The organism is Mycobacterium sp. (assembly GCF_035623875.1).
GTDB lineage: Bacteria > Actinomycetota > Actinomycetes > Mycobacteriales > Mycobacteriaceae > Mycobacterium.
Genome location: NZ_DASPSP010000074.1, coordinates 1 through 21,138 on the forward strand (window position 1 = coordinate 1; position 21,138 = coordinate 21,138).

Below are 21,138 nucleotides of genomic sequence, written 5' to 3' on the forward strand. Positions count from 1 at the left end.
TGGATGAGAATAGACTCGCGCACCGCTCCCTGCCGCTGCTAGAGCTGGGTGTTTGCAAGTGTTCACCCGGCGGCAACAACTGTTCATCTGCTGTAACGGCTGAGTAACAACGAGCTCCCCACGAAGGTCGGTCAGCGCCCCTAAGCTGCCCATGACCTGCGCGAATTCAATAATCTCAGTCAGGCAACGGTCTTGGCTTCGGTAGCGGCCTAGCGGCGCGTCGCCCAATGCGGCAAGAGCCCCGAACGTGGGAAGCATAAAAATCTAGCCGCGGATAACGTCAACACCGCGTTAGTTACACGTGCGTTCAGCAAGGCTTTGGCTCGCCTGTGCAACCGCGCGCCTGGTCGGCTTGCCGCCAACCGGCCACTGAACTTTCGGTGACCAAACGCTGATAGGTTCATGCGCGAAAGCCCTATCGCGACAACGCTGTGCCACCCGCACATTCTCGGCGGTGAGACCGACGGCCGGCTGTGGATCTCGATGGACTATGTCAACGGCACCACCGCCGCGCAACTCATCGCCAACCGTTTCCCGACCGGGATGCCCGCCGGTCAGGTGCTGGCCACCGTCACGGCCGTCGCCGATGCGCTCGACTACGCCCACAGCCGGGGCATGCTGCACCGAACGTCAAACCGGGAAATATTCTGTTCACCAGTCCAGCCGACGGTGAACAGCGAATACTCCTGACCGACTTCGGGATAGCCCGGCAGCTCGGTGACCCCGACGGACCCTCGGCGCCGGAGCTCACCGGTGAAACGGTGGCCTATGCCGCACCCGAACAGTTGCTGGGCTCCGACATCGACGGACGCGCCGACCAGCATGTGCTCGCGGCCAAGTACCCGCTCGCCAAGCCGACGCACCGAGCCACAGCGCCGGGGCCTGGAGTGGTGATCGCAGTCCCGAGGCATACCTGACCGTCGTCGACTACCCCGAAGACGACGTGCACGAGGCTTAGCCCCGAACGGGTGAGCCGGCGGCATCCGGCGTCTTCCCGGCGTGGGCCAAAACGGTGCGGCGCCTCGCCCAGCATCACGCCGCGACCGGAGAGCAGGTCGCCGATGACGGGTCCACCGCACCGGCGGCGATCCAGCGCCGCCGGTGGCCCTGGGTTGTTGGGCTGAGCAGCGCGGCGGCCGCGCTATGCGTCGGCCTGCGTTGCTATCGGAACCATGCTGGACGATAACGACCACCAGAATCTGAGCCCGACAGGCGGCGATATGCCCCTCGTGCTGGATTTCCGCGACGGCGTATGGCAGTCGCGACCTGACAAGGTGCTGTTCGCCTGCCTGGGACCGGATGGAGCGCCGGCCAAACAAACCACCACGCAGGCGATTCGGTTGCAGCAATTACACGGTGCGCTGCGCGGCACAATGACCGTTACAGTCAACACCAACGAGTGCAGCCAAGAAGGCGCGACGATCGAAATCCCGGCTGTGGCCGCGCACGTCGGCGAGGTACCTCCGGGAGTTCAGGTGCCCAGCGCGCCGCCGATCGCCCCACCTTCGCCCACTACGACGAGGCCGACCCGCTGATTGCCGGCTCGGTGCTGCTGGTCAGCCGAATTGCAGCGGCAAACTCTTCAGCGCGAAAGTCTTGCTGGGAAAACGGATTTCGGGCTCGTAGCCGGGAGCCAGCTCGAACTCGGGAATTCTCTTGAGCCATTCGTCGACGATCACCGTCAGCTCCATACGCCCTAGATGAGAACCCAGGCAGCGGTGGGGTCCGCCGCCGAATCCCCAGTGCCGGTGTACCTTACCGTCCATGACCAGCTCGTCGGTGGAGATCGCGTCGCTGCCATCCCGGTTGATCGCGGCCATGCATAAGTGCACCGACGAGCCCTTGGGCAAGGTCATGCCACCGACGACAACGGTCTCGGTGAGGACTCGCGGCGCCACGGGCGCCGACGGCTCCAGCCGGACGATCTCTTCGATGAAGACCCGGATCTGCTTGGGGTTGTCGCGCAGCATTTTGCGCAGTTCCGGTCTACGGGCCAGTTCCAGCAGCGAGAAGCCAATCGCCGCGGTCACGGTGTCCAGCCCGGCCAAGATCAAAAGGTGGCTCATGCCCAGCAGCTCGAGATCTGTGAAATCGCCGTCACTGGCCATCACCCGCGACAACATGTCCGAACCCGGGTTTTGCCGGCGCTGCGCGATCATGTCCGTGAGGTATTCGTACAGGTCGCGCGCCGGGGCGGCGAGGTCGGCCTCGGTGACATAGGGCTTGTCGGCGATCACGGCGTCTTTCCAGGCGATCAGGCGGTCGCGGTCTTCCAGCGGCAGACCGTAGAGGTCGAGGAACACCTGGAAGGGATACAGGCTCGCCAGGTCTTTCATCACCTCGCACTCGCCTCGGTCGGCGAGGGCGCCGATCATGTCGGCGGCATGCCGCTGAAGCACCGGCCGCGACTTGCTTAATCCGTGCGGGCTGAAGAACGGCTGCAGGATTTTGCGGTACCGGGTGTGTTCTGGCGGGTCGAACGCCAGTGGGACCACGGGTATCGGACTGCCCGGGGGTTGAAGCGCCAGTCGTGATGAGAAGACCTTGGGATTGCGCAACGCTGCCAGCACGTCCTCGCGGCGGGTGATGTAGTAGTAGCCGTTCATGTACACCACCGGCCCGGCGTCGCGCAGAACCTTCCACCCGACACCACGGTCGGCGGTCATCGGCAAGCTGTAGTAGTCGAGCCGCGGCAGATGAAAGCCCCCGAACAGGCTTTCGTTAAGGGTGCTCATACGCCGTTCTTCCGGTTGTTCGTTGTCTCGTTTGCATCGTAGGTGCTCGCGGGTCCTCAGTCGGGCGATGGGCCGACGGGCATAGTGTCTTCTAGAATCGGCAGGTGTCCGATCGAGGGAGGACAGCCCGTTGAAGGTTCGTGTCGAGCAGTCGAAATGCGTTGGGCACGCGCAGTGCTACGCGGTCGACCCGGAACTATTTCCCATCGACGAGTCCGGCTACTCCATCCTCGAAGAACATGAGGTTCGGCCCGAGGACGAGCAGGCGACTCGTGACGGCGTCGCAGCCTGCCCGGAGATGGCGTTGATCCTGGAAGAGGACTAGACGGCAATCAGGTTTGGCGACCGGTTAATTCGCGCCGATTACCGGTCCGATTCCGGGAGCGGATGCGGGAAGCGGCCCCGCAACGCCTGAAGCAGACACTGGACTTCGTCGATGCGCGCGCGTATCTGCATCAGATCCCACGACGGCGCTGAGCTGTCCAGGTCGGATTGTTGATCCGCCGCCCCCGCCATGCGGTGCGCTAATTCCTGTAACTCGGCGGACTCGGCCTGTAGCAGCCCCTCGAACACCCGCGCCTGAGCTACCTCAGCAGGGTTCACCACGCGCGGCACCATGCTGGCGGCTCCGATCGTCCGGCGACCGCTGACGGTTTTCGGGAGCACACGGGCGTCGCTGACTGTCGAGTATTCCGCACGTGCAACCCAGCGCCCCCGGCTATTTCGGGGCCTCCGTGACAACGCCAGAGAAACAGCTGCGTTAGCGGGTTGCACCATATGTCACTCCTGCCCCATTCCCCAATTATGTCACTCCTGCCCCAGTCCCCAATTGTTCACCCAGCGGCAACCTACTCCCTCACTTCCATATGTCGCGTGCTCTTCGGGAGATATGCCAACTGTTCATGTTCGGGCCACGGATGCGAAACCCTCGACGCCGGGGATTTACCTCGGCCCGGCTGGAAGGTGAGGGGAGCGTTAACGCAGTTCGCGCTCGGGCCTATCAAGCGCCCGAGCGCGAACACACCTCAACAACGAACCGCAGCGCCGATGACGATGCGTCGCGCGTGGCTGTCCAGCCTGGTGTCTACCCGGCAAACGGTGGGCGGGACATCACTGTCGGTTTAACCCCGTACCGGGGACCGGCTCCGGCACCGTGCCCGCCGGCGCCCGCACCGGCTAGTGGCATACCGCCTAGCAGGTTTCCGCCGCCGCCGCCTTCCTGGATAGCGCTGACGGTGCTGACGGGAATCGGGGCGTGTGGGGTCTCCAGCGGCGCGCTACCGACCCACGACGACGGCACAGCCAACTTGCCGACCGCGCCGGCGTTGCCCAGGCCGGCGGCCACTCCTCCTGGCCCGAGAGCACCGGCAGGGCCGCCGCCCAGCGCACCTAAGCCGCCGGGCACCGCGGGGACAGCCGCCGGCGCGGCGCCGCCGGTTATGACTCCCAGGGTCTTCGCCATCTGAACGCCGAAGTTGCCCATACCAACGCTGAAGTAAGGCAGACCCTCGGTGTTGTAGTAGAAGCTCGCGTACGGCGCATATTGGGTTACTAACGCCGAGAGGTTAGTGGGCACCGCGGTCGTCCCGAAGATGAAGGACCAAAGCGTCCCCTCGATCGACGACGGAGCTCCGAAGGCGTTTTGGAAGCCCGTGGGCGTCAGGAACGATTGAATGTTGCTCGGCAGCAACGAGATCAGCTCTTGCAGGATCGTCTGGGAGCTGGTGGCGGCCGAGTTGCCGGTGGCCGAGCTGACCGCGGCGGCTTGAGTGGCCGTCCCCGCGGCGTTAGTTGTCGCCGCCGGCGAGGCGAAGGGCGTCACCTGGGCGGCAGCCGCTGACTGACCCGCGTAGGCGTACATCGCCGCGGAGTCCTGGGCCCACATCTCACCGTATTGCGACTCGAGCTGCGCGATCAATGGGGTGTACTGACCGAAGACGTTGGCCTGCACTGCCGCGGCGGTCTCAGCACGGTTGGCCGCCACCAGCGGGGGTGGCACCGTCGCTGCGAACGCCTGCTCGTAGGCGGCAGCCGCCGACCTCGCCTGGGTGGCCGCTTGCTCGGCTTGAGCGGCGGTGGTGCTCATCCACGACACGTACGGCTGCGCGGCGCTGGCCATCGACGCCGATGCGGGCCCCATCCACTCGTCACTGGCCAGCTGCGTGATCACCTTGTCGTAGCCAGTCGCGGCCGAACTCAGCTCGGCGGCAAGCCCATTCCAGGCCGATGCGGCGGCCTGCAGCGACGCCGAACCCGGGCCGGTGTACATACGGGCCGAGTTGATCTCGGGCGGTAGCGCCCCAAAATCCACCACTAGACTCTTCTCCCCTAGCCGGCCGCAGCCGCGTTGGCGGCCTCGGTGGCGGCATACGAACCGGCGCTGGTGCCCAGCGTGTTCACGAACATCTCGTGAATCGCCGCGGCCTGGGCGCTGACCGCCTGGTACAGCTGGGCATGTGCGACGAACTGCGCCGCCGTCAGCGCCGAAACCTCGTCGGCGGCAGCGGGAACCACCCCTGTCATGGGGGCCGCCGCGGCGGCATTCTGGGCGTTCAGCGCCGAGCCGATCCCCTGCAAGCTGCCGGCCGCTGCCGACAATGCCTCCGGCTGCGTGGTCACGAATGACATCCGGTTTTCCTCCTCAATAACCGTGAGCTTTTAGGTCCTTCGGGCAGCAGAAGGCCCGCCTGACAAGAGGTTAGATGGTCACGGTTGGACAACGACCTGACGAAGCCAACTGTTCACGCCTGGATGACCACTGTTCATCCGCCGGCATCAGATGTTCATCATGAGTTTGGTTGCCCATCCGGGCTGCAGCGATGTGGATTGATGCATCGATCCCGCCGAAGGTCACTGAGGCACAGGCGATCCGCAGGTTGAAACGGTTTGTTCGTCCGTGTCGGGCAGAAAGTCTCGTCGTCGATTTCACATGACGATTGGGCTTGCACCTGAACTGTGCACTCATCTCGCAGAAATGACGCCGCAAAATGCAACGTTTCAGGGGCTCTTCGTAATTCAGCAGTGCGGCGCCGGCTGCTGCGGCGCACCATGGTAGGAGAAGATTCAGCGCTGGTTGCTGTTGTTGGTGGCGCTGGCCGAGGTGGAGACTGGTCACGTTCGTCGTGGTCGATCCCGATGCACTCAGTGGTGTTTGCGAGCCTGTAATTCAGCATGGTGACGGAGGGCGTCCACGGGAACCGTCGATTGGTGCCATCGAGCCCGAGCGTCAGACTTTTTGAATCTCCCCTGCCCTCCCCACAACGGACACGGCAGGCGTGCGCGTGAGATGGGAGAAAAGCGCGCGGAAGTGGTTCACGCCGTTGTGCCGGGCTGGATATCTCGAAGAAGGACGCCAGGGTGTGCGTGCGGGTCGCCGGTGCTGGGCGGCGCAAGACCGTTGAGACGGTGACGACGTGGAGCTCGATGACGAGCCAGATCCTGGCATTGCGTGAGCATCTGATCGCCGAGCGAGCGGTAATTCGGAGTCATGTAATGGCTGGTGCTTGAGGGGATAACGGCCCGCCGCAGTTCGGTTGCAGGTTGACTGCGTAGGGTACTCAGGCCGTGCGCATCACACGACTGACGCGGCTATCCGGCGGATGGCGGGCGGGGCATAACGGGGTGGCGGAATCCGTAGCGGACAACGTAGCCGCCGCTGCGACGGCCTAAAGCACCACCATTCGCCATTGGTACACCGTTGAGCAGAGCATTCGAGCTCGGTGCAACGCCGGGGCGGACGCTGCTGACCAACTGGGCCTCTTCCATCTCAGCAGGTGTCGCCCCGGGCCAATTCGCGGGTACCGACAGCCGGCCGAGCGTGCCGGCCTGGCCCACACCTGCCGACACCGGTGCACCACCGTTGCCCAGCCCCAGACCGGGAAATTGCGGCCACCACGCACCACGGGTACCGGCCGCCGCCGGCAACGTCACCGGCGCCGCCCCTCCGGCAAAGCTTGGGGCGCCCGGAGGGAACGTCGTCTGCTGGGCCATGCTCATGCTGAAGCTTGCGATACCCACCCCGAAGTAGGCCTGAAGGGTTTGCTTGAGGACTGTGTTGATATTTGCATTCGTCAGGCCGAGACCGTACGCGAGGCTGGGAAAGGCGTTGTAAGTGTTTAGGATCAGCTCCCAAATCCAGGCGAAGGGTCCGCTGGCTGCGGTGGGGGTCGCCGCCGATGTGGTCGTCGCGCTCGTTGCGGTGGATGTGGTCGTGGCGGTCGTGGTGGAGGCTGTGGTTTGTGCGGAGGTGCTCGGCGCCGCCGCGACGGCGTTTTGGGCCACCGTCGCGGCTTGGGCAACCGCGTTGGATTGGCTGCTGGCCGCGTCCTGGTTGGTGGTTTGTGGCGGGGCGGCGAACGGTGTCACCTGTGCGGCGACCGCCGAGGCGACGGCGTAGCCGTACATGGCGGCGGCGTCTTGGGCCCACATCTCGGCGTATAGGACTTCGGTGGCCGCGATGGCGGGGGTGTTCTGACCGAAGAAGTTGGTGGCGATCAATGACGTCAACAGCACGCGGTTGGCCGCGATCACCGGTGGGGGCACCGTCATCGCGAACGCCGCCTCGTAGGCGGCGACGGCGGCGCGGGCCTGGTTGGCGGTTTCCTCGGCTTGTGCGGCGGTGGTGCTCAGCCAGTTCACATACGGCATGACCGCGGCCGTCATCGCCACCGACGTGGGGCCGATCCACGGATCGCCCGTCAGCTCGCTGATCGTCGACCCGTAATCGGCGGATGCCGAACCTAGTTCGGCTGCCAGCCCGTCCCAGGCCTCCGCAGCAGCCAACAACGGCCCCGGTCCAGGACCCGAATACATCCGACCCGAGTTGATCTCCGGTGGTAACAGCCCGAAATCCAGCACTAGACCCCTCCGTCAGGAAGCCAGGGCGGCAACGGTCGGCAGCAACCGATATCGGCCCCACAGCGTTGTCGTGAACTGCTCAGCGATCGGCAAGCCCCGGTCGTTACTCGCCTGGTGTCGACGTGGGAAGCACGGTATATGGTCACAGACGAAATGCGCTTTCTTTCCTCGGTAACCCTCAGCGTCAACAACTTTGAGTACGGATGCTCGTCACTGAAGCAGTCGCTCACCTGCGACAGTAGATGGCCGGAAAGGCCCCAGCCGCTGCCTACGCCGACTATTCATTCCCAGACGACCACTGTTCATCCGCGGATAACTGCCGTTCATCTGCGGTTGGGCTGGCTGTGGCCCGGCGGATGCGCCTCGTCGGCCGGCCGCCGACGCTAACGGGATCACGGTGGACCCCAGATCGAACCGGCTTGGAGCGGCCGAGCCCGTCGCCTCCGGCCAGGTTGGTCACCGGCATCATCGGCGGCATTGCCGTCGACGCACCCGCATGCGCTGCCGGAAGCCCAACCCGTTGGGCCGTCCTCAACTCATTGGCCGCGGTGCTGACGGCTCGGGCAGCGTTAGCCGTTGTCGTGAATCGTCGCCCTCTGATGCTTCTGGGCCTGCGTGGCCGTCAGCGCGGTCGCCGCGACCTGGACGAACACGCCGGTGTCCTCGGCCATCAGCAGACCACGGCCGCGTGGTAGCGGGCCGCCCTTCATCTTGCCGCGGATGAAGCCCTCATCGGGGTCGGCGTCCATCACCAGCAGCGGGGCGTTGGCCTGGGCCAGTGCCCGCAGCATCGGGTCGCTGCCCGCCGACGACCATCCACCGAAGGTACGGGTGACGATCACGTGCAAGCCGACATCTGCTGCCCTGGTCACCCACGGCGCGGCCTTGTGCAGCGGCGAATCGAAGCCAGGCGGCAGCTGCTGCACATCGTCGATGATCAGGAAGATCTCCGGCCCGCTCCACCAAGCCCGCGACAGCAGCTCTTCGGCCGACAGTCCCGGCGGTGGCTCGCGCCGAGCCAGCACGGCGCCCAGCTCGTCCATCATCGCCGCGACGCCGTCGAGGTTGTAGGCGAACTTCTCGACGTAATCGGTGCCCAGCGTGGTCAGCAGCTGACGACGCGGGTCGACCAGCCACACCTGCGCCGAGGGTCGCGATGTCGGTCGCGCGATGCTGGCTCCCGGCTCGTAGACCCGGCCGATCTCGGACATGATGGTGGCCAGCGTCGTGGTGCGGCCACACTCGCGCCGGCCCGTCACCATCAGGTGCGCGTTCTCGGCGAAGTTGAGGTACACCGGCTGCAGGTCCAATTCGTTGATGGCCCAAGCGATTCCGCCAGCGCCAACGTTGGGGCGCCGATCGGCCGCAGCCAGCTCGTGCACCTGCTCGAGCCCGAATCGGGCGGGCAGCCTGCGCACTGGGGGCGCGTGGCCGACCGCCACCCGGTTGATCGCCGCTGCGACACTGTCGGACGCGAAAACGTTGTCTTGCGTGCTGGCCAGTGCTGGCCTAGCCACCAGCGTGTGCAGACCCGATTGCGGGTCGCTGTCCAGCCGCACGTAGTTGAGCGCGACCATGCCGCGGCCCGGTTTGACCGGAACATCCTTGGCGAACCGGGAGCGAACCAGCTTCGCGTCCTCGACCGCGGCCAGCCGCAGCTCGATCCGGGATCCGAAACCGCTGCGCACCGGCGGCCGCAGCTCAGATTCGCGGTCGGCCGTGACCACCACATGGACCCCGAACGACGGCCCCTGGTTGATGATCTGGTTCACCTGCTCGATCAGCACCTCGTTCTCTTCGGCTAGCGCCCGGTAGTTGTCGATCACCAGGTAGACGTCGCCGAAGCCGTCGTTGGGCACGTCGCCGGCCTCGCCGAACCTGCGCCGTCGGAACACTTCCATCGAGGGCACGTAGTACTCGAGGAAAGTGCGCTTGCGCTCGCGAAGTAGCGCCAGCAACTCAGCCACGGTGCGGCGAACACCGTAGGGGTCGGTGGGGCCGACGACTTCGCCGACGTGCGGCAGCCCCGCCACCGTCGTCAGCGCGGTGCTGCTGTAGGCCAGCACGTAGAACTGGACCTGCTCGGGCGTGTGGGTCAGCGCGGCCGAGCAGATCAGCGTCTGCAGCGCGGTGGTCTTACCCGTGCCGCCGGCACCGAGGATCAGCACGTTGGACCCCGGCCCCGAGGTGTCGACCGTCCACGGCGGCTGGTCGTGCTTGAACGGCCGGTCGATGATCCCGATCGGGAACACCAGGTTCCTGGCCGTGCCGTATTCCTCGTGCCACGGCCGACCGAGGGTGCGGTTCACTAAGTCTTCGATCGACACCGGCACGTCGAGTGGCGGTTGCCACAGCCGGTACGGCTCGAAGTCGATCCGGCGCAGCTGATCAATGATCACCGTGCCGACTCTTGGCGTTCTGATCTCCTCGTCTTCCTCTTCCTCGTCGTCGGGCTCGGCGGCTCCGTTGCCGCTCGCCGCCTCGCCGTTGGTCAGGGTGTCGAAGTCGTCCGGTCCACTGACACTGACCTCGATAGGCGTGAAGCCGGTTGTAAACAGTTGCGGCCGAATGTAATCCACCGAATGCGTCAGCGCGGTCTGCACGTCGTCATCGAGCGAAACGCCGCGGCGGTAGTCGCGCCACAGGAATTCCGCCTGGAAACGGATGATCTCCTCAAGGCTCTTGCGGAAGTAGCCCAGACCGGCCTGAGCGGGCAGGTTCACCGCGTTCGGCACACCGGCCGCCTGTGCCGCACCGGCGGTGCGTGCTTTCAGCACCAACCGGTAACCCATGTTCTCCATGAGCTTTTCGGCCCGGCTCTCGATGGTCTGCGAGGCCATCATCAAGTGAATCCAGTAGGCGCGGCCCTGGCGGCCGATCGAGTCCAGCACGTCAACCGCAGTCGGCATGATGCGGAACCATTCGTAGAACTCGTCGATCACGACCACCAGCATCGGCAGCGGCGGCATGTCCTGTCCGCGTGCGCGCATCCTGCCGCGCATCTCGTTGTACTCCTTGGCGTCGTCCACACCGGCGCTGTCGCAAACTGCCTTGCGCCGGGCGATTTCACCCCAGAGGGCGTCCAGGAAGCGCTCCATCAGCGCCTGGTCTTCTTCGAGGTCGGTGATGATTCGCGACACGTGAGGCACGCCGGAGAACGGCTTGACCGCCGATCCACCCTTGAGGTCGGCCAACACGAACTGCAGCTCGTCCGGCGGATGTCCCAGCATCAGCGACTCGAGCACAGTACGCACCAGCGTCGACTTACCCGAACCGGTTGTACCCGACATGACCCCGTGCGGGCCGTCGCCGCCCTCGTCGAGGGACTTCATGTCCAAGAACAGCAGCTCGCCGTTGTCGGAGCGGTTGGCGAACGGCACCCGCAACCGCGACCGGGTGCCGAGCCCATCGCGCCGGTTGCCCCACAATGAATCGAAGTCGATCTCGGCGGGATCCTCAATCCCGTAGTAGGACAGGATGTCTCGCGCGCTGAACTGCGTTACCCGCTGGCCGATCTCCTCGTAGGCTGCGGCCAACCGCCACTGCGCCATGCGCTGCGCGAACTGCTCGGCCTCCGGCTCGGCCACAAAGTCGGCAAGGGCGAAGAACCACCTGTTGTCGTCGATTACCATCCAGGTGTCGCGGTCACGGGGCAACGCCTCGATCACCCCGACATCGTTGGTGAACCGCAGCACCCGCTCTGGGTTACCGGTCCACAGCGCGGAGCCGGTCAAGTCGAAGAACGTGACACCGTCGACACCGTCGACGCTGATGATGTATTCCCATTGCGGGTCATCGACATCGGCGATGATCACGTGGTGCGGTGTCGGTGTCTCCGCCGACGAGCTGGCGTGCCGCGGCGTGAAAGATCCACGGCCGGCGAACAATTCGGCCTGGTCGGCGGCAAACTCACGTACCGACGCGTACACCATCCGCGCGTTGCCGGCAGCGTCGCAACGGCGCGGATCACCGAAGTGCGGTAGCCACTTGACCCAATCCCATTTCGCGAGATCGGAAGTGACAACGATCATCTGGATGTGGTCCGGCCCATGCGAAAACGCCAGCTGGCAGATGATCGCCCGCATCAGCCCCAGCACCTGCTCGCGATTACCGTCCAGCGCATACCAGGGCTCGACAAGCAGCGACACCATTTTGGGCAGGTTGTAAACCACGCTCTGGTAGCGACCGAACTCCTGCAGTGCCTTACCGGTCACCGGCTCCAGCTCGATATCGGTCGGCATGTTCTGCGGCTCACCCCAGGTCACTTCCGGCCGGGTCATGCCCACTCCGACCCTGGCGACTCCGAAGTTGAGGTCCTTGCCGTCCGGCTTGCGTTCCCACATCCGAGGCGATCCGACCGCTGCCGTCAGCGTCGTCGGCTCCGGGTGGAACCACCGGTAGTTGTCGTCCATGCTGTCGGCGGACTCATTCGCGGTCTCGCGCAGCATGTCGAGCATCAACATGAACTGGGCGCGCATCGCGTCCAGCTTCGGACGGCTCATCTGCTGCTGGCCACCGAAACGACCGCCGAACATCATCATCGCGACGCCGCCGATCATGAAGATCGGGAAGATCGAACCGGCGCCCAGGAACATTCGTGAGCCGCTCGCGACCGTCATGCCGACCATGCCGACCAGCAGGCCGACTACCAGGACGCCGACCACGATCAGCCACCACGGCTTGCCTTCGGGCGGCGGAACACTCAGTGGTGTCGGTAGGACAATGTTCTCCGGCTTAACCGCGGGTGCGCGCTCGGGCGTCGGGCGAGCAAAACCTTGCTTCACTTTGGTACCACCAACTCTGCAGGGGTCATATCGGTCGGGAGGGTGTCATGGCGCACCAGCGCATCGGCGCGCGACAGGGTGGGGCCCGGGGCCAGTAGGCGCAACGCCACCCAGGGCGCGGGGCTCGGCTGAGACGCCAGCCCCAGCGCCGAGCGAGCATCGCGAGAGTTGTCCACGCCGAAACGGACACCAGAACTCGAGAGCCACCATAGTGATTCGGATGTCGACGACCCGGGGTCGTTGCCGGTGACGACAACCCAGTTGCTGTAGTCGGGGCCGAAGAAAACTCGATCGGCTTCGCGGCCGGAATTGTCGGCCTTGACCAGCGATACCACCTTTTCGATGTCGCTCGCCGGCACTGGAATCGTCGGCCCGGAGATCACCTGAACTCGGGCGCGGTCTTCACCGTTGGTTTTCTCCCACCACCAGCAGGTTGCCGGGTTGTCGCGGATGTCCTGCACGTTCAGCGGGCCGTCCGGGTAGGCCGACAGATCGAGCCGGTTGACCACCGGCATCTTCGCCAATGACGCCGGCGCTACCACCACCGGTGCATTGCCCGCCGGCGTACCGGCGTTCTGCAGGATCTGGGCGACCACCGATGTCACGGTCTGCACACCGTCGGCCACCACCACTGAATACTGTTGCGGGCCACTGATTTGCGGTGTCACGATCACAGTTCCCACTGGCCCCGGCGCACCGGCGAATCCGGCTGGCTTGCCGGCGTCCGGCACCTTCGGCACCGACAGCTCGGGGCCCACGGGCAAGGAGTCGAACAGCGCCCGGCTCATCATCCGAGCCTGGTTGACGTTTTCGGGGGTCAATCCCAACGGCAACAACACTGCCCGGTTCGACGCATCGATGCGCGACCGGCGGCTCTGCCGGATCACCCAGGTGTCTTTTTCGTAGCGCAGCACCACTGCGTCCGACCCGTTCAACACATGCCGGCGACCCGACAGGTCGGGCGTTCCGTCGATTACGGTGACTGTCACCGGGGACGGTGCTCCCACCCCCGCCGTAGGCGTCACCGAGTCGCACACCAGCCACGACGACGACGCGGGGTTGGTCGGGGCGAATTCGGACGGCGCGCCCGGGATCCCCACCAGCGGTCCGTGCGGCTGCTCCGCGATCTGACTCGACCGCACCTTGTGCGGGTTGTCCGGCCGGCCTGCGATCAGCCGGGCGGATGCCAGATTCAGCGCCGGGTACAGCTTGTCCGCGACCCGGACATACAGTGCGCCGGAATCGCGGTCGGCGATGATCGGAGACTCGTTCAGCTGGCCCGACGGGTTGATTAACGACCAGAGCAGTGCTCCCAGGCAAATCACCGCGGCCGCGGACACCGACGCCACCACGGCCAGCGTTTGACGCCGGCCGGGCTCGATTTCCATCCGGACTCGCCAGCGGGTCAACGCCATGGCGGTACGGCGCGCCAAGAATTGGTAACCGCTTACCTGCGTCCGGGTGGAGAGTCCGAGGCCGTAGCCTGAACCGCGTTTCCCGCCGTCGGAATCAGCCACGGTTGATCACGCTCCAAGCCGACGACACCGCTGAATACTGCATAGTCCCACGATTCACAGGGATAACCGTAGAGCACCCTGGCCCACCTCGCCACGCCAGCGTACGGGCAGATGGCGTCGAAGCGGCCACGCCGGGAGTGGTCTGCATCACAGTGCTATCACCTGCCATGAGTAGTTGGGGGGAAGGGGATGAAACTCCACTGCGCATCGTACGGCGAAGAGCAAACTCAGGTCCCCGAAAAAATTGCCGTCAGGTGAACACTCAGGTCGCATTTCGGTCATCTGATTAAGCAAGATGGCGGCATGACCCACCGGCGACGATATACAAGGCAGCGATGACGTGGGGGCACGCCCCCTCGCCGCTATGCGGCTGGGGGTACCCCCACCCGCTTGCGGGGGAGAGCGGCGCATGACTCAGCTGGCGCCCTCGTTGATTGAACTCGCCGGGCGGTTCGGCATCGCCACCGACTACGAGGACTGGGCCGGTCGACGGGTGGGTGTCCCGGAAAGCACGCTGGTAGCCGTCCTCGCCGCGTTCGGCGTGGCTGCCGCTACCGAGGCGGAGCGTAGCGCGGCGCTGACCGCTCACGATCGCGCGTATTGGTCGCGCCCACTGCCGGCCACCATCGTGGGGCGTGCCGGTAAGCAGACCCAGTTCTGGGTGCATGTGACCCACGGTCATCCTGCCGAAGTGTGGTTGCAGCTCGAGGACGGGACGGTCCGCGCCGGGATACGCCAGGTCGACAACTTCGCCGCGCCGTTTGACCTGAACGGGCGCTCGGTCGGTGAGGCCAGCTTTGTGCTGCCCGACGATCTGCCACTCGGTTACCACCGTGTGCATCTGCGTTCCGGGGATGACGAGGCCAGTGCGGTGCTGATCGTGACACCGGGCTGGCTGGGTCTGCCGGAGCGGCTGGGCGGTCGTCGGGCCTGGGGGCTTGCCACCCAGTTATATAGTGTCCGGTCCCGGCAGTCCTGGGGCATCGGCGACCTGACCGACCTCACCGACCTGGCGGTCTGGTCGGGTTCCGCCCATGGCGCCGGTTATGTGCTGGTCAATCCGCTGCATGCGGCCGCACCGACCAAGCCGATGGAGCCGTCACCGTACCTGCCGACATCGCGGCGCTTCGTCAACCCGCTTTACCTGCGCGTCGAGGCCATCTCGGAATTCGCTTACCTGCGTAAGCGTCGCCGGGTGTGGCGGTTATGCGACGACGTGCAGCGGCACGCAGCCTCCTTGGACGCCATTGACCGCGACACCGCGTGGGCAGCCAAGCGGGCAGCCTTGGAACACGTGTATCGGGTCCCACGCACGGCGGGTCGCGAACTGGCGTATGCCGCTTTCTGCGCCCGGGAACGTTCTGCCCTCGACGACTTCGCCACCTGGTGCGCGGTCGCCGAGAAATACGGCGGCGACTGGCATCAGTGGCCCGAATCGCTGCAGCATCCCGGCGCCGACGGTGTCGCCGAGTACGTCGCCGAGCATCCGAAGGCAGTGGATTTCCACCGCTGGTTGCAGTGGCAACTCGACGAGCAACTTGCCGCCGCGCAATCGCAATCGGTGGCGGCCGGGATGTCGCTGGGCATCGTGCACGACCTCGCCGTCGGCGTGCATCCCACCGGCGCCGACTCCTGGGCATTACAGGACGTGTTGGCGCACGGGGTCACCGCGGGTGCACCGCCGGATGAGTTCAACCAATTGGGCCAGGACTGGTCGCAGCCGCCGTGGCACCCGGACCGGCTCGAAGAGCAGGAGTATCAACCATTCCGGGCACTGATCCGCACCGTGCTGCGGCATGCCGGCGGGGTGCGCATCGACCACATCATCGGGCTGTTCCGACTGTGGTGGATTCCCCAGGGCGAAGCGCCCACTCAAGGCACATATGTGCGCTACGACCACGAGGCGATGATCGGCATCGTGGCCCTGGAGGCATACCGCGCCGCGGCGCTGGTCGTGGGCGAGGATCTCGGCACTGTCGAACCATGGGTCCGCGACTACCTGCGCGACCGCGGTGTGCTGGGCACGTCGATTCTGTGGTTCGAGCTCGACCGAGACGACGGCGGCGGCCCGCTGGCGGCGGAGCGCTGGAGAGAATACTGCCTGTCGTCTGTGACCACCCACGACCTGCCGCCGACGGCCGGTTATCTGGCCGGCGAGCATGTCCGCCTGCGGGATTCGCTGGGCCTGTTGACGCGACCCGTCGACGAGGAGCTGGCCGCTGCGGAAGCCGAGCGGGCGGGCTGGATCGCCGAGCTGCGCCGCGTCGGCCTGCTGGCGAAGCATGCCGACGCCGAGCAGACCATTCTCGCCCTCTACCAGTACCTGGGCCGAACGCCGTCGCGGCTGCTGGGCGTCGCGTTGACCGACGCGGTCGGCGATCGGCGGACCCAGAACCAGCCGGGCACGACCGACGAGTATCCCAATTGGCGAATTCCGTTGAGCGGCCCCGACGGTCAGCCGGTGCTGCTCGAGGACGTATTCAAGAATCCGAGGGCGATCGCCCTGACCGAAGCAATGCGCGCGCAGACGGCCGTCAACCCCACCGACACCAGCTGTTAGTTTCTTATCTGCCATGAGCGTCTTGAAGTTCGGCGTGCTCGCCCCGGTCGCCGCCGGAGTCACCGCAGACCCGGAGTGGATGGCAGCCTTCGCGCGCCATCTCGAAGCCTGCGGCTTCGAATCGATCATCGCCGTCGAGCACACCGTGTTGGCCACTCGCTACGACAGCGTCTACCCCTATGACCGCTCGGGGCGCGTCGAATTGGCGGCCGACTGCGCGATCCCTGATCCGCTCGACCTGCTGTCGTTTTTGGCGGGCCATACCGATCGACTGGGCTTGGCCACCGGGGTACTGGTGCTGCCCAACCATCATCCGGTCGTGCTGGCCAAACGGGCGGCGACCGTTGATGCGCTGTCCGGTGGCAGGCTTCGGCTGTGCGTCGGTGTCGGCTGGCTGAGGGAAGAGATCGAAGCATGCGGCACCGAATTCGAGAGCCGGGGCCGGCGCGCCGACGAGCAATTGGCAGTGCTGCGGGCGCTCTGGGATGACTCGCCAGATGGCGTCACCCATCATGGCGAGTTCTTTCAGTTCGAAAACGTGGTGTGCAGCCCGAAACCCATTGCCGGAAAGCATCTTCCGGTGCACATCGGCGGCCACAGCAAAGCAGCCGCTCGACGGGCCGGGCGCTTCGGCGACGGCTTCCAACCCTTGGGGGTCACCGGTGCTCAGCTGGACGGCCTGCTGGCCCTGATGCGCGACGAGGCTGCGGCGGCCGGACGCAATCCGGCCGATATCGAAGTGTCGCTCGGACATTCGGTCACCAAGATCGACGCGGAACGCGCCGAGAAGCTCGCAGCCCAGGGCGCCGACCGGCTGGTGCTGGCCATGCCGCCGACCACCGATCTCGAGCAGGCCAAGGACGAGTTGTCGGCCTGCGCACAACGTCTTTCACTGCCGACGTGATGCTCGGCGCGACGGACCGAGTCGCTCTCACCGATTTGGCGCACCGGTACGCCGCCGGTGTCGATGACCGGCAATTCGATACTGTCGTAAAGCTTTTCACGGATAAGGCTGAGCTGATGCTGCCGGAACCGCCGGCCGCGCTGGACCCGGTCCACCGGCATTGCGGTCATGCCGCGATCCGCACGGCGATAGCCGCTGTGGCCGCCACCATCCGCACCGAACACGCGATCGTCGGCGAGGTGTTCGACGCCGGCCCGCAGCCCGATAGTGCCCGTGGGCGCATCGCCTGCGTGGCGCATCACTGGAGCCACCACGGAGATCAGCTGACCGATGTGGTCTGGCATTTGCGCTACGACGACGAATATCGGTTGACCGATGCGGGATGGCGGATTGCCCGCCGTGCCTTGACCATCAACGCCATCGAGACCCGGCCGATGCGCCGGGTCCGTTCCGGCGGGCAACCCGAATAGGCTCACCGTCCCTGGCGGGCGGCATGCTCGAGGAGATCGGCGGTCCTGGCGAGGCTTTCGGCGGGTTTGCTCATGTAAGGCGCGACGTCATGGGCCCGGGCCGCGCATTGCGGACTGAGAATTGTGCGCAGGTCGGCGACCAGTGTTTCCACGGTTGTTTCCGAAAAGCGCCGTCCAACGCCGACTTCAAGTTGTTGGACCGCGGCGGCCCAGAGCGGCTGATCGAGCCACATCCACAGGATCAAGTGAGGGATTCCGGCGCGCAGGGCTGCGGCGGTGGTGCCGGCGCCGCCGTGGTGGACGATGGCGCGGCACGCGGGAAAGACGGCCGCGTGGTTCACCGCATCCACAACCTTGACATGGTCGGAATGTGGATCGCCGGGGACGTCATTGGGCCCAGAGCAGATCAATACGCGCTCACCTAACTGTGCGCAAGACGCGCTGATCATGCCGAAGGTGTCCCCGGGAGTTTTAATCGGCGTACTGCCAAGGCCGAAGTAGACCGGCGGCGTTCCCGCGGCAATCCACGAGAGGATCTCCTCGTCGGCATCCGTCGGCAAATCCAACGTGAGCGCCCCGACGAAGGGCCTTTTCCCATCGACTTCGACCCATTGGGCTGCCGGCGCGGGCAAGCAGAGCTCGTCGTAGGCCTGGATCTCCGGCGATGGCGTCGCGGGTCCGGTTGCCTCCGGCAAGCCTAGTACCCGGCGTTGAGCGTCCTCCGCGGCCTTGATCATGCGGGAAAAGAGCCAGTCAGACGACCATATCCGCTCCGGGAAGGGATGCAGTGCGGCCACCGGAATGCCGTAGTATTCCGCGACGTTGGCGGCCACCCCCTGTTCGTTGAAGCTCGCCAGTACGAGGTCGGAACCATTTGCCAGCGCCGTCAGCGTTGCGCCCTTGCCCATTTTGACCTGGGCGACGTGTTCGACGACCTCGGGCACCGCGCCCATCGGATTCTGCATTTTCGGCGCTATCCTGCGGACCAAAGCCGAGCCAGGGTTTACCTCTTCGCGGGCGTCCGGCCCGTAGGCGACCGCAGGAAGGCCCGCCGACTCGATAAAGCCGACCAGGTTCGGTGTGACCGCCATGACGACCTCGTGACCGCGGCGCAGCAATCCTGACGCGGCGGCGGCACAGGGCTCGACATCGCCACGGCTTCCGTAGGCTACCACCGCAAATTTCATCGGCCGAGCCTAACTGGTGGTGATGTGCACACGTCCACGTGCGCAAAGGGGCCATGCCGGCACCGCTCGACACACAACCGTACTGCAACGGTCTTCTCGATTGCGCGGCGCAGCCGTTCGCCGGTCAGCCAAAGCGCCCGTGCCGCGCGGTGTCTTCCAGGAGATCAACTGCGCTGGCAAGGCTTTCGGCCGGCTTGGTCATCTGGGTGGCCACCTCGCGGGCTCGAGTGAGACAATGCGGGGCGAGAACGTAGTTCAGGTCGGCGACCAGTGTTTTCAGGGTGCTTTCCAAAAAGCTCCGTCCAAGGCCTACTCCCAGTTGTTTGACCACAGCTGCCCAGGTCGGCTGATCTTCGAGCCGGACTGAAAAGAGGACCAACGTGGGAATTCCGGCCCGCAGGGCCGCTGCCGTGGTGCCCGCGCCCCCGTGATGGACGACCGCGCGGCACGCGGGAAAGATCGCCGAGTGGTTCACCGCGCCGACAATCTTGACGTGGTCGGTGTGCGGGATGTCAGTCAGGTCACTCGCGCCGGAACAAATCAACGCCCGCTCGCCTAGCTGCGCGCAGGCTGCGCTAATCATGGCGACCATGTCAGCGGAAGCTGCGACCGGCGTGCTGCCGAAGCCGAAGTATACGGGCGGCGGTCCAGCGGTGATCCACGACAAGACCTCGTCGTCGGCATCAGTCGGCAACTCCAGCGTCAGCGCCCCGACGAAGGGCCGTCGGCCATCTCCTTCCGCCCACTCGGCTGCCAGTCCGGGCACGCAGAGCTCGTCGTAGGCCTGGATCTCCAGCGGTCGCGTCGAGAGCCCGGTTTCCTTCGGCAGGCCGAGTGCCCGGCGTTGGGCGTGTTCAGCCTGCTTCGTTAGGCTCCCTTGAGATTCGCGCTCCAGAATCTGCGGCGGGAAGAGGTGCAGCGCAGCCAGCGGAATGCGGTAGTAATCCGCGACATTGGCGGCTACCCCCTGCTCGGTCATGCCCGCCACGAGCAGGTCGGCCCCATTTGCCAAGGACATCAACGTCGTGCTCTTCTCCGCCCAGACTTGAGCAATATATTCGATAGCTTGAGGGATGGCGCCGATCGGATTCTGTAGCATGCGGACGAAGTCCCCGTCGCTCAGCATCGCCTGCCAATCCCGCCCATAGGGGACCGCAGCAAGCCCCGCCGACTTGGCGAAGGCAAGCGTGTCAGGCGGGACCGTCACAGCCATGCGCACGTCATGACCTCGGCGCAGTAGCTCGCTAGCGACGGCGATGCAGGGCTCGACATCGCCGCGAGTTCCATAGCCTGCCACCACAAACTTCATCGGCGGAGCCTAACTGGTGGTGATGTGCACACGTCCAAGTGCGCAAGGGGCCATGTCGGCACCGCTCGACACACAACCGTACTGCAACGGTCTTCTCGATTGCGCGGCACAGCCGTTCGCCGGTCAGCCAAAGCACCCGTGCCGCGCGGTGTCTTCCAGGAGATCAACTGCGCTGGCAAGGCTTTCGGCCGGCTTGGTCATCTGGGTGGCCACCTCGCGGGCTCGAGTGAGACAATGCGGGGCGAGAACGTAGTTCAGGTCGGCGACCAGTGTTTCCACGGTGGTTTCCGAAAAGCTCCGTCCAAAGCCGACTTCAAGTTGTTGGACCGCGGCGGCCCAGAGCGGCTGATCGAGCCTCATCCACAGGATCAGGTGCGGGATTCCGGCGCGCAGGGCTGCGGCGGTGGTGCCGGCGCCGCCGTGGTGGACGATGGCGCGGCACGTGGGAAAGATCGCCGAGTGGTTTACCGCGCCGACAATCTTGACGGGGTCGGTGTGCGGGATGTCCGTCAGGTCACTCGCGCCGGAACAAATCAACGCCCGCTCGCCCAACTGCGTGCAGGCAGCGCTGATCATGGCGACTGTGTGGGCCGGGTGCGCGAGGTAGACGTTGCTGCCAAAGCCGAAGTAGATCGGCGGCGTTCCCTCGGTGATCCACGACAAGGCCGCCTCGTCGGCATCCGTCGGCAACTCCAGCGTCAGCGCCCCGACGAAGGGCCGTCGCCCAGCCTGCTCCCCCCATTTCGCTGCTACCCCGGGAAAGCAGAGCTCATCGTAGGCCTGGATCTCTAGGGATACCGTCGAGAGTCCAGCTG

Annotated in this window: 15 protein-coding genes and 2 pseudogenes; 7 read left to right on the top strand and 10 right to left on the bottom strand. The window is 65.5% G+C overall.

Features of this window, described 5'->3' with window-relative positions:
• Positions 1-396: 396 nt before the first annotated feature.
• Both VEI45_RS06500 and VEI45_RS06505 read left to right on the top strand, forming a co-directional pair.
• A pseudogene (locus VEI45_RS06500) lies at positions 397-833 on the top strand (protein kinase domain-containing protein); the annotation flags it as partial.
• Positions 834-1,172: 339 nt separating this feature from the next.
• On the top strand, positions 1,173-1,535 hold the full coding sequence (locus VEI45_RS06505) for a hypothetical protein (RefSeq protein WP_324851260.1): 363 nt from the start codon (positions 1,173-1,175) through the stop codon (positions 1,533-1,535).
• A gap of 21 nt (positions 1,536-1,556) precedes the next feature.
• Here VEI45_RS06505 and VEI45_RS06510 read toward each other — a convergent pair whose 3' ends face one another.
• Positions 1,557-2,735, bottom strand: coding sequence for a cytochrome P450 (locus tag VEI45_RS06510; protein WP_324851261.1), 1,179 nt, complete (start codon positions 2,733-2,735; stop codon positions 1,557-1,559).
• A 130-nt stretch (positions 2,736-2,865) separates the two neighbouring features.
• Between VEI45_RS06510 and VEI45_RS06515 the strand changes: the two genes are divergently transcribed.
• Positions 2,866-3,060: a ferredoxin gene (locus VEI45_RS06515; protein WP_324851263.1), complete on the top strand. Its 195-nt coding sequence runs from the start codon at positions 2,866-2,868 to the stop codon at positions 3,058-3,060.
• 38 nt (positions 3,061-3,098) lie between these two features.
• On the opposite strand, the gene VEI45_RS06520 is transcribed toward VEI45_RS06515, so the two are convergent.
• The 3 genes from VEI45_RS06520 to VEI45_RS06530 form a co-directional block, all read right to left on the bottom strand.
• A complete protein-coding gene (locus VEI45_RS06520) occupies positions 3,099-3,341 on the bottom strand; it encodes a hypothetical protein (RefSeq protein ID WP_324851265.1) in 243 nt (80 codons plus the stop codon).
• Positions 3,342-3,819: 478 nt separating this feature from the next.
• A complete protein-coding gene (locus tag VEI45_RS06525; protein ID WP_324851267.1) occupies positions 3,820-5,046 on the bottom strand; it encodes a PPE family protein in 1,227 nt (408 codons plus the stop codon).
• A gap of 17 nt (positions 5,047-5,063) precedes the next feature.
• Complete coding sequence (locus tag VEI45_RS06530; protein ID WP_324851269.1) at positions 5,064-5,363, bottom strand: PE family protein; 300 nt, start codon at positions 5,361-5,363, stop codon at positions 5,064-5,066.
• A 658-nt stretch (positions 5,364-6,021) separates the two neighbouring features.
• Here VEI45_RS06530 and VEI45_RS06535 point away from each other — a divergent pair.
• Positions 6,022-6,203, top strand: a pseudogene (locus VEI45_RS06535) (IS110 family transposase); the annotation flags it as partial.
• 120 nt (positions 6,204-6,323) lie between these two features.
• On the opposite strand, the gene VEI45_RS06540 reads toward VEI45_RS06535, so the two are convergent.
• The 3 genes from VEI45_RS06540 to eccB form a co-directional block, all read right to left on the bottom strand.
• A complete protein-coding gene (locus VEI45_RS06540; RefSeq protein WP_324851271.1) occupies positions 6,324-7,592 on the bottom strand; it encodes a PPE family protein in 1,269 nt (422 codons plus the stop codon).
• 569 nt (positions 7,593-8,161) lie between these two features.
• A complete protein-coding gene (gene eccCa / locus VEI45_RS06545; protein ID WP_324851273.1) occupies positions 8,162-12,376 on the bottom strand; it encodes a type VII secretion protein EccCa in 4,215 nt (1,404 codons plus the stop codon).
• Complete coding sequence (gene eccB, locus VEI45_RS06550; RefSeq protein WP_324851275.1) at positions 12,373-13,893, bottom strand: type VII secretion protein EccB; 1,521 nt, start codon at positions 13,891-13,893, stop codon at positions 12,373-12,375. Before eccB ends, eccCa begins: the two co-directional genes overlap by 4 nt.
• A 409-nt stretch (positions 13,894-14,302) precedes the next feature.
• Here eccB and malQ point away from each other — a divergent pair, with 409 nt between their 5' ends.
• Genes malQ through VEI45_RS06565 form a run of 3 tightly spaced genes read left to right on the top strand, consistent with a single transcriptional unit; the run spans position 14,303 to position 17,827 of the window.
• A complete protein-coding gene (malQ, locus tag VEI45_RS06555) occupies positions 14,303-16,453 on the top strand; it encodes a 4-alpha-glucanotransferase (RefSeq protein ID WP_324851277.1) in 2,151 nt (716 codons plus the stop codon).
• 22 nt (positions 16,454-16,475) lie between these two features.
• The gene (locus VEI45_RS06560; protein ID WP_324851286.1) at positions 16,476-17,357 is read left to right on the top strand and encodes an LLM class F420-dependent oxidoreductase; all 882 of its coding nucleotides are present in this window, start codon (positions 16,476-16,478) and stop codon (positions 17,355-17,357) included.
• Positions 17,354-17,827 (top strand): nuclear transport factor 2 family protein, encoded by a 474-nt coding sequence (locus VEI45_RS06565; protein ID WP_324851279.1) that lies wholly within the window; start codon positions 17,354-17,356, stop codon positions 17,825-17,827. Before VEI45_RS06560 ends, VEI45_RS06565 begins: the two co-directional genes overlap by 4 nt.
• A gap of 2 nt (positions 17,828-17,829) precedes the next feature.
• Here VEI45_RS06565 and VEI45_RS06570 read toward each other — a convergent pair whose 3' ends face one another.
• The 3 genes from VEI45_RS06570 to VEI45_RS06580 all read right to left on the bottom strand — a co-directional run.
• Entirely contained in the window at positions 17,830-19,014 is a 1,185-nt protein-coding gene (locus VEI45_RS06570; protein ID WP_324851281.1) for a glycosyltransferase, read from the bottom strand.
• Positions 19,015-19,138: 124 nt separating this feature from the next.
• Entirely contained in the window at positions 19,139-20,323 is a 1,185-nt protein-coding gene (locus VEI45_RS06575; RefSeq protein ID WP_324851283.1) for a glycosyltransferase, read from the bottom strand.
• Between the two features lie 123 nt (positions 20,324-20,446).
• Positions 20,447-21,138, bottom strand: a 692-nt coding sequence (locus VEI45_RS06580) for a glycosyltransferase (protein WP_324851284.1), incomplete at its 5' end; no start/stop codon positions are given.

Coding starts and splice junctions, on each gene's coding strand:
- VEI45_RS06510 (WP_324851261.1), bottom strand. CDS start 2,735: ATGAGCACCCTTAACGAAAGCCTGTTCGGGGGCTTTCATCTGCCGCGG.
- malQ (WP_324851277.1), top strand. CDS start 14,303: ATGACTCAGCTGGCGCCCTCGTTGATTGAACTCGCCGGGCGGTTCGGC.
- VEI45_RS06570 (WP_324851281.1), bottom strand. CDS start 19,014: ATGAAATTTGCGGTGGTAGCCTACGGAAGCCGTGGCGATGTCGAGCCC.
- VEI45_RS06530 (WP_324851269.1), bottom strand. CDS start 5,363: ATGTCATTCGTGACCACGCAGCCGGAGGCATTGTCGGCAGCGGCCGGC.
- VEI45_RS06575 (WP_324851283.1), bottom strand. CDS start 20,323: ATGAAGTTTGTGGTGGCAGGCTATGGAACTCGCGGCGATGTCGAGCCC.
- VEI45_RS06505 (WP_324851260.1), top strand. CDS start 1,173: ATGCTGGACGATAACGACCACCAGAATCTGAGCCCGACAGGCGGCGAT.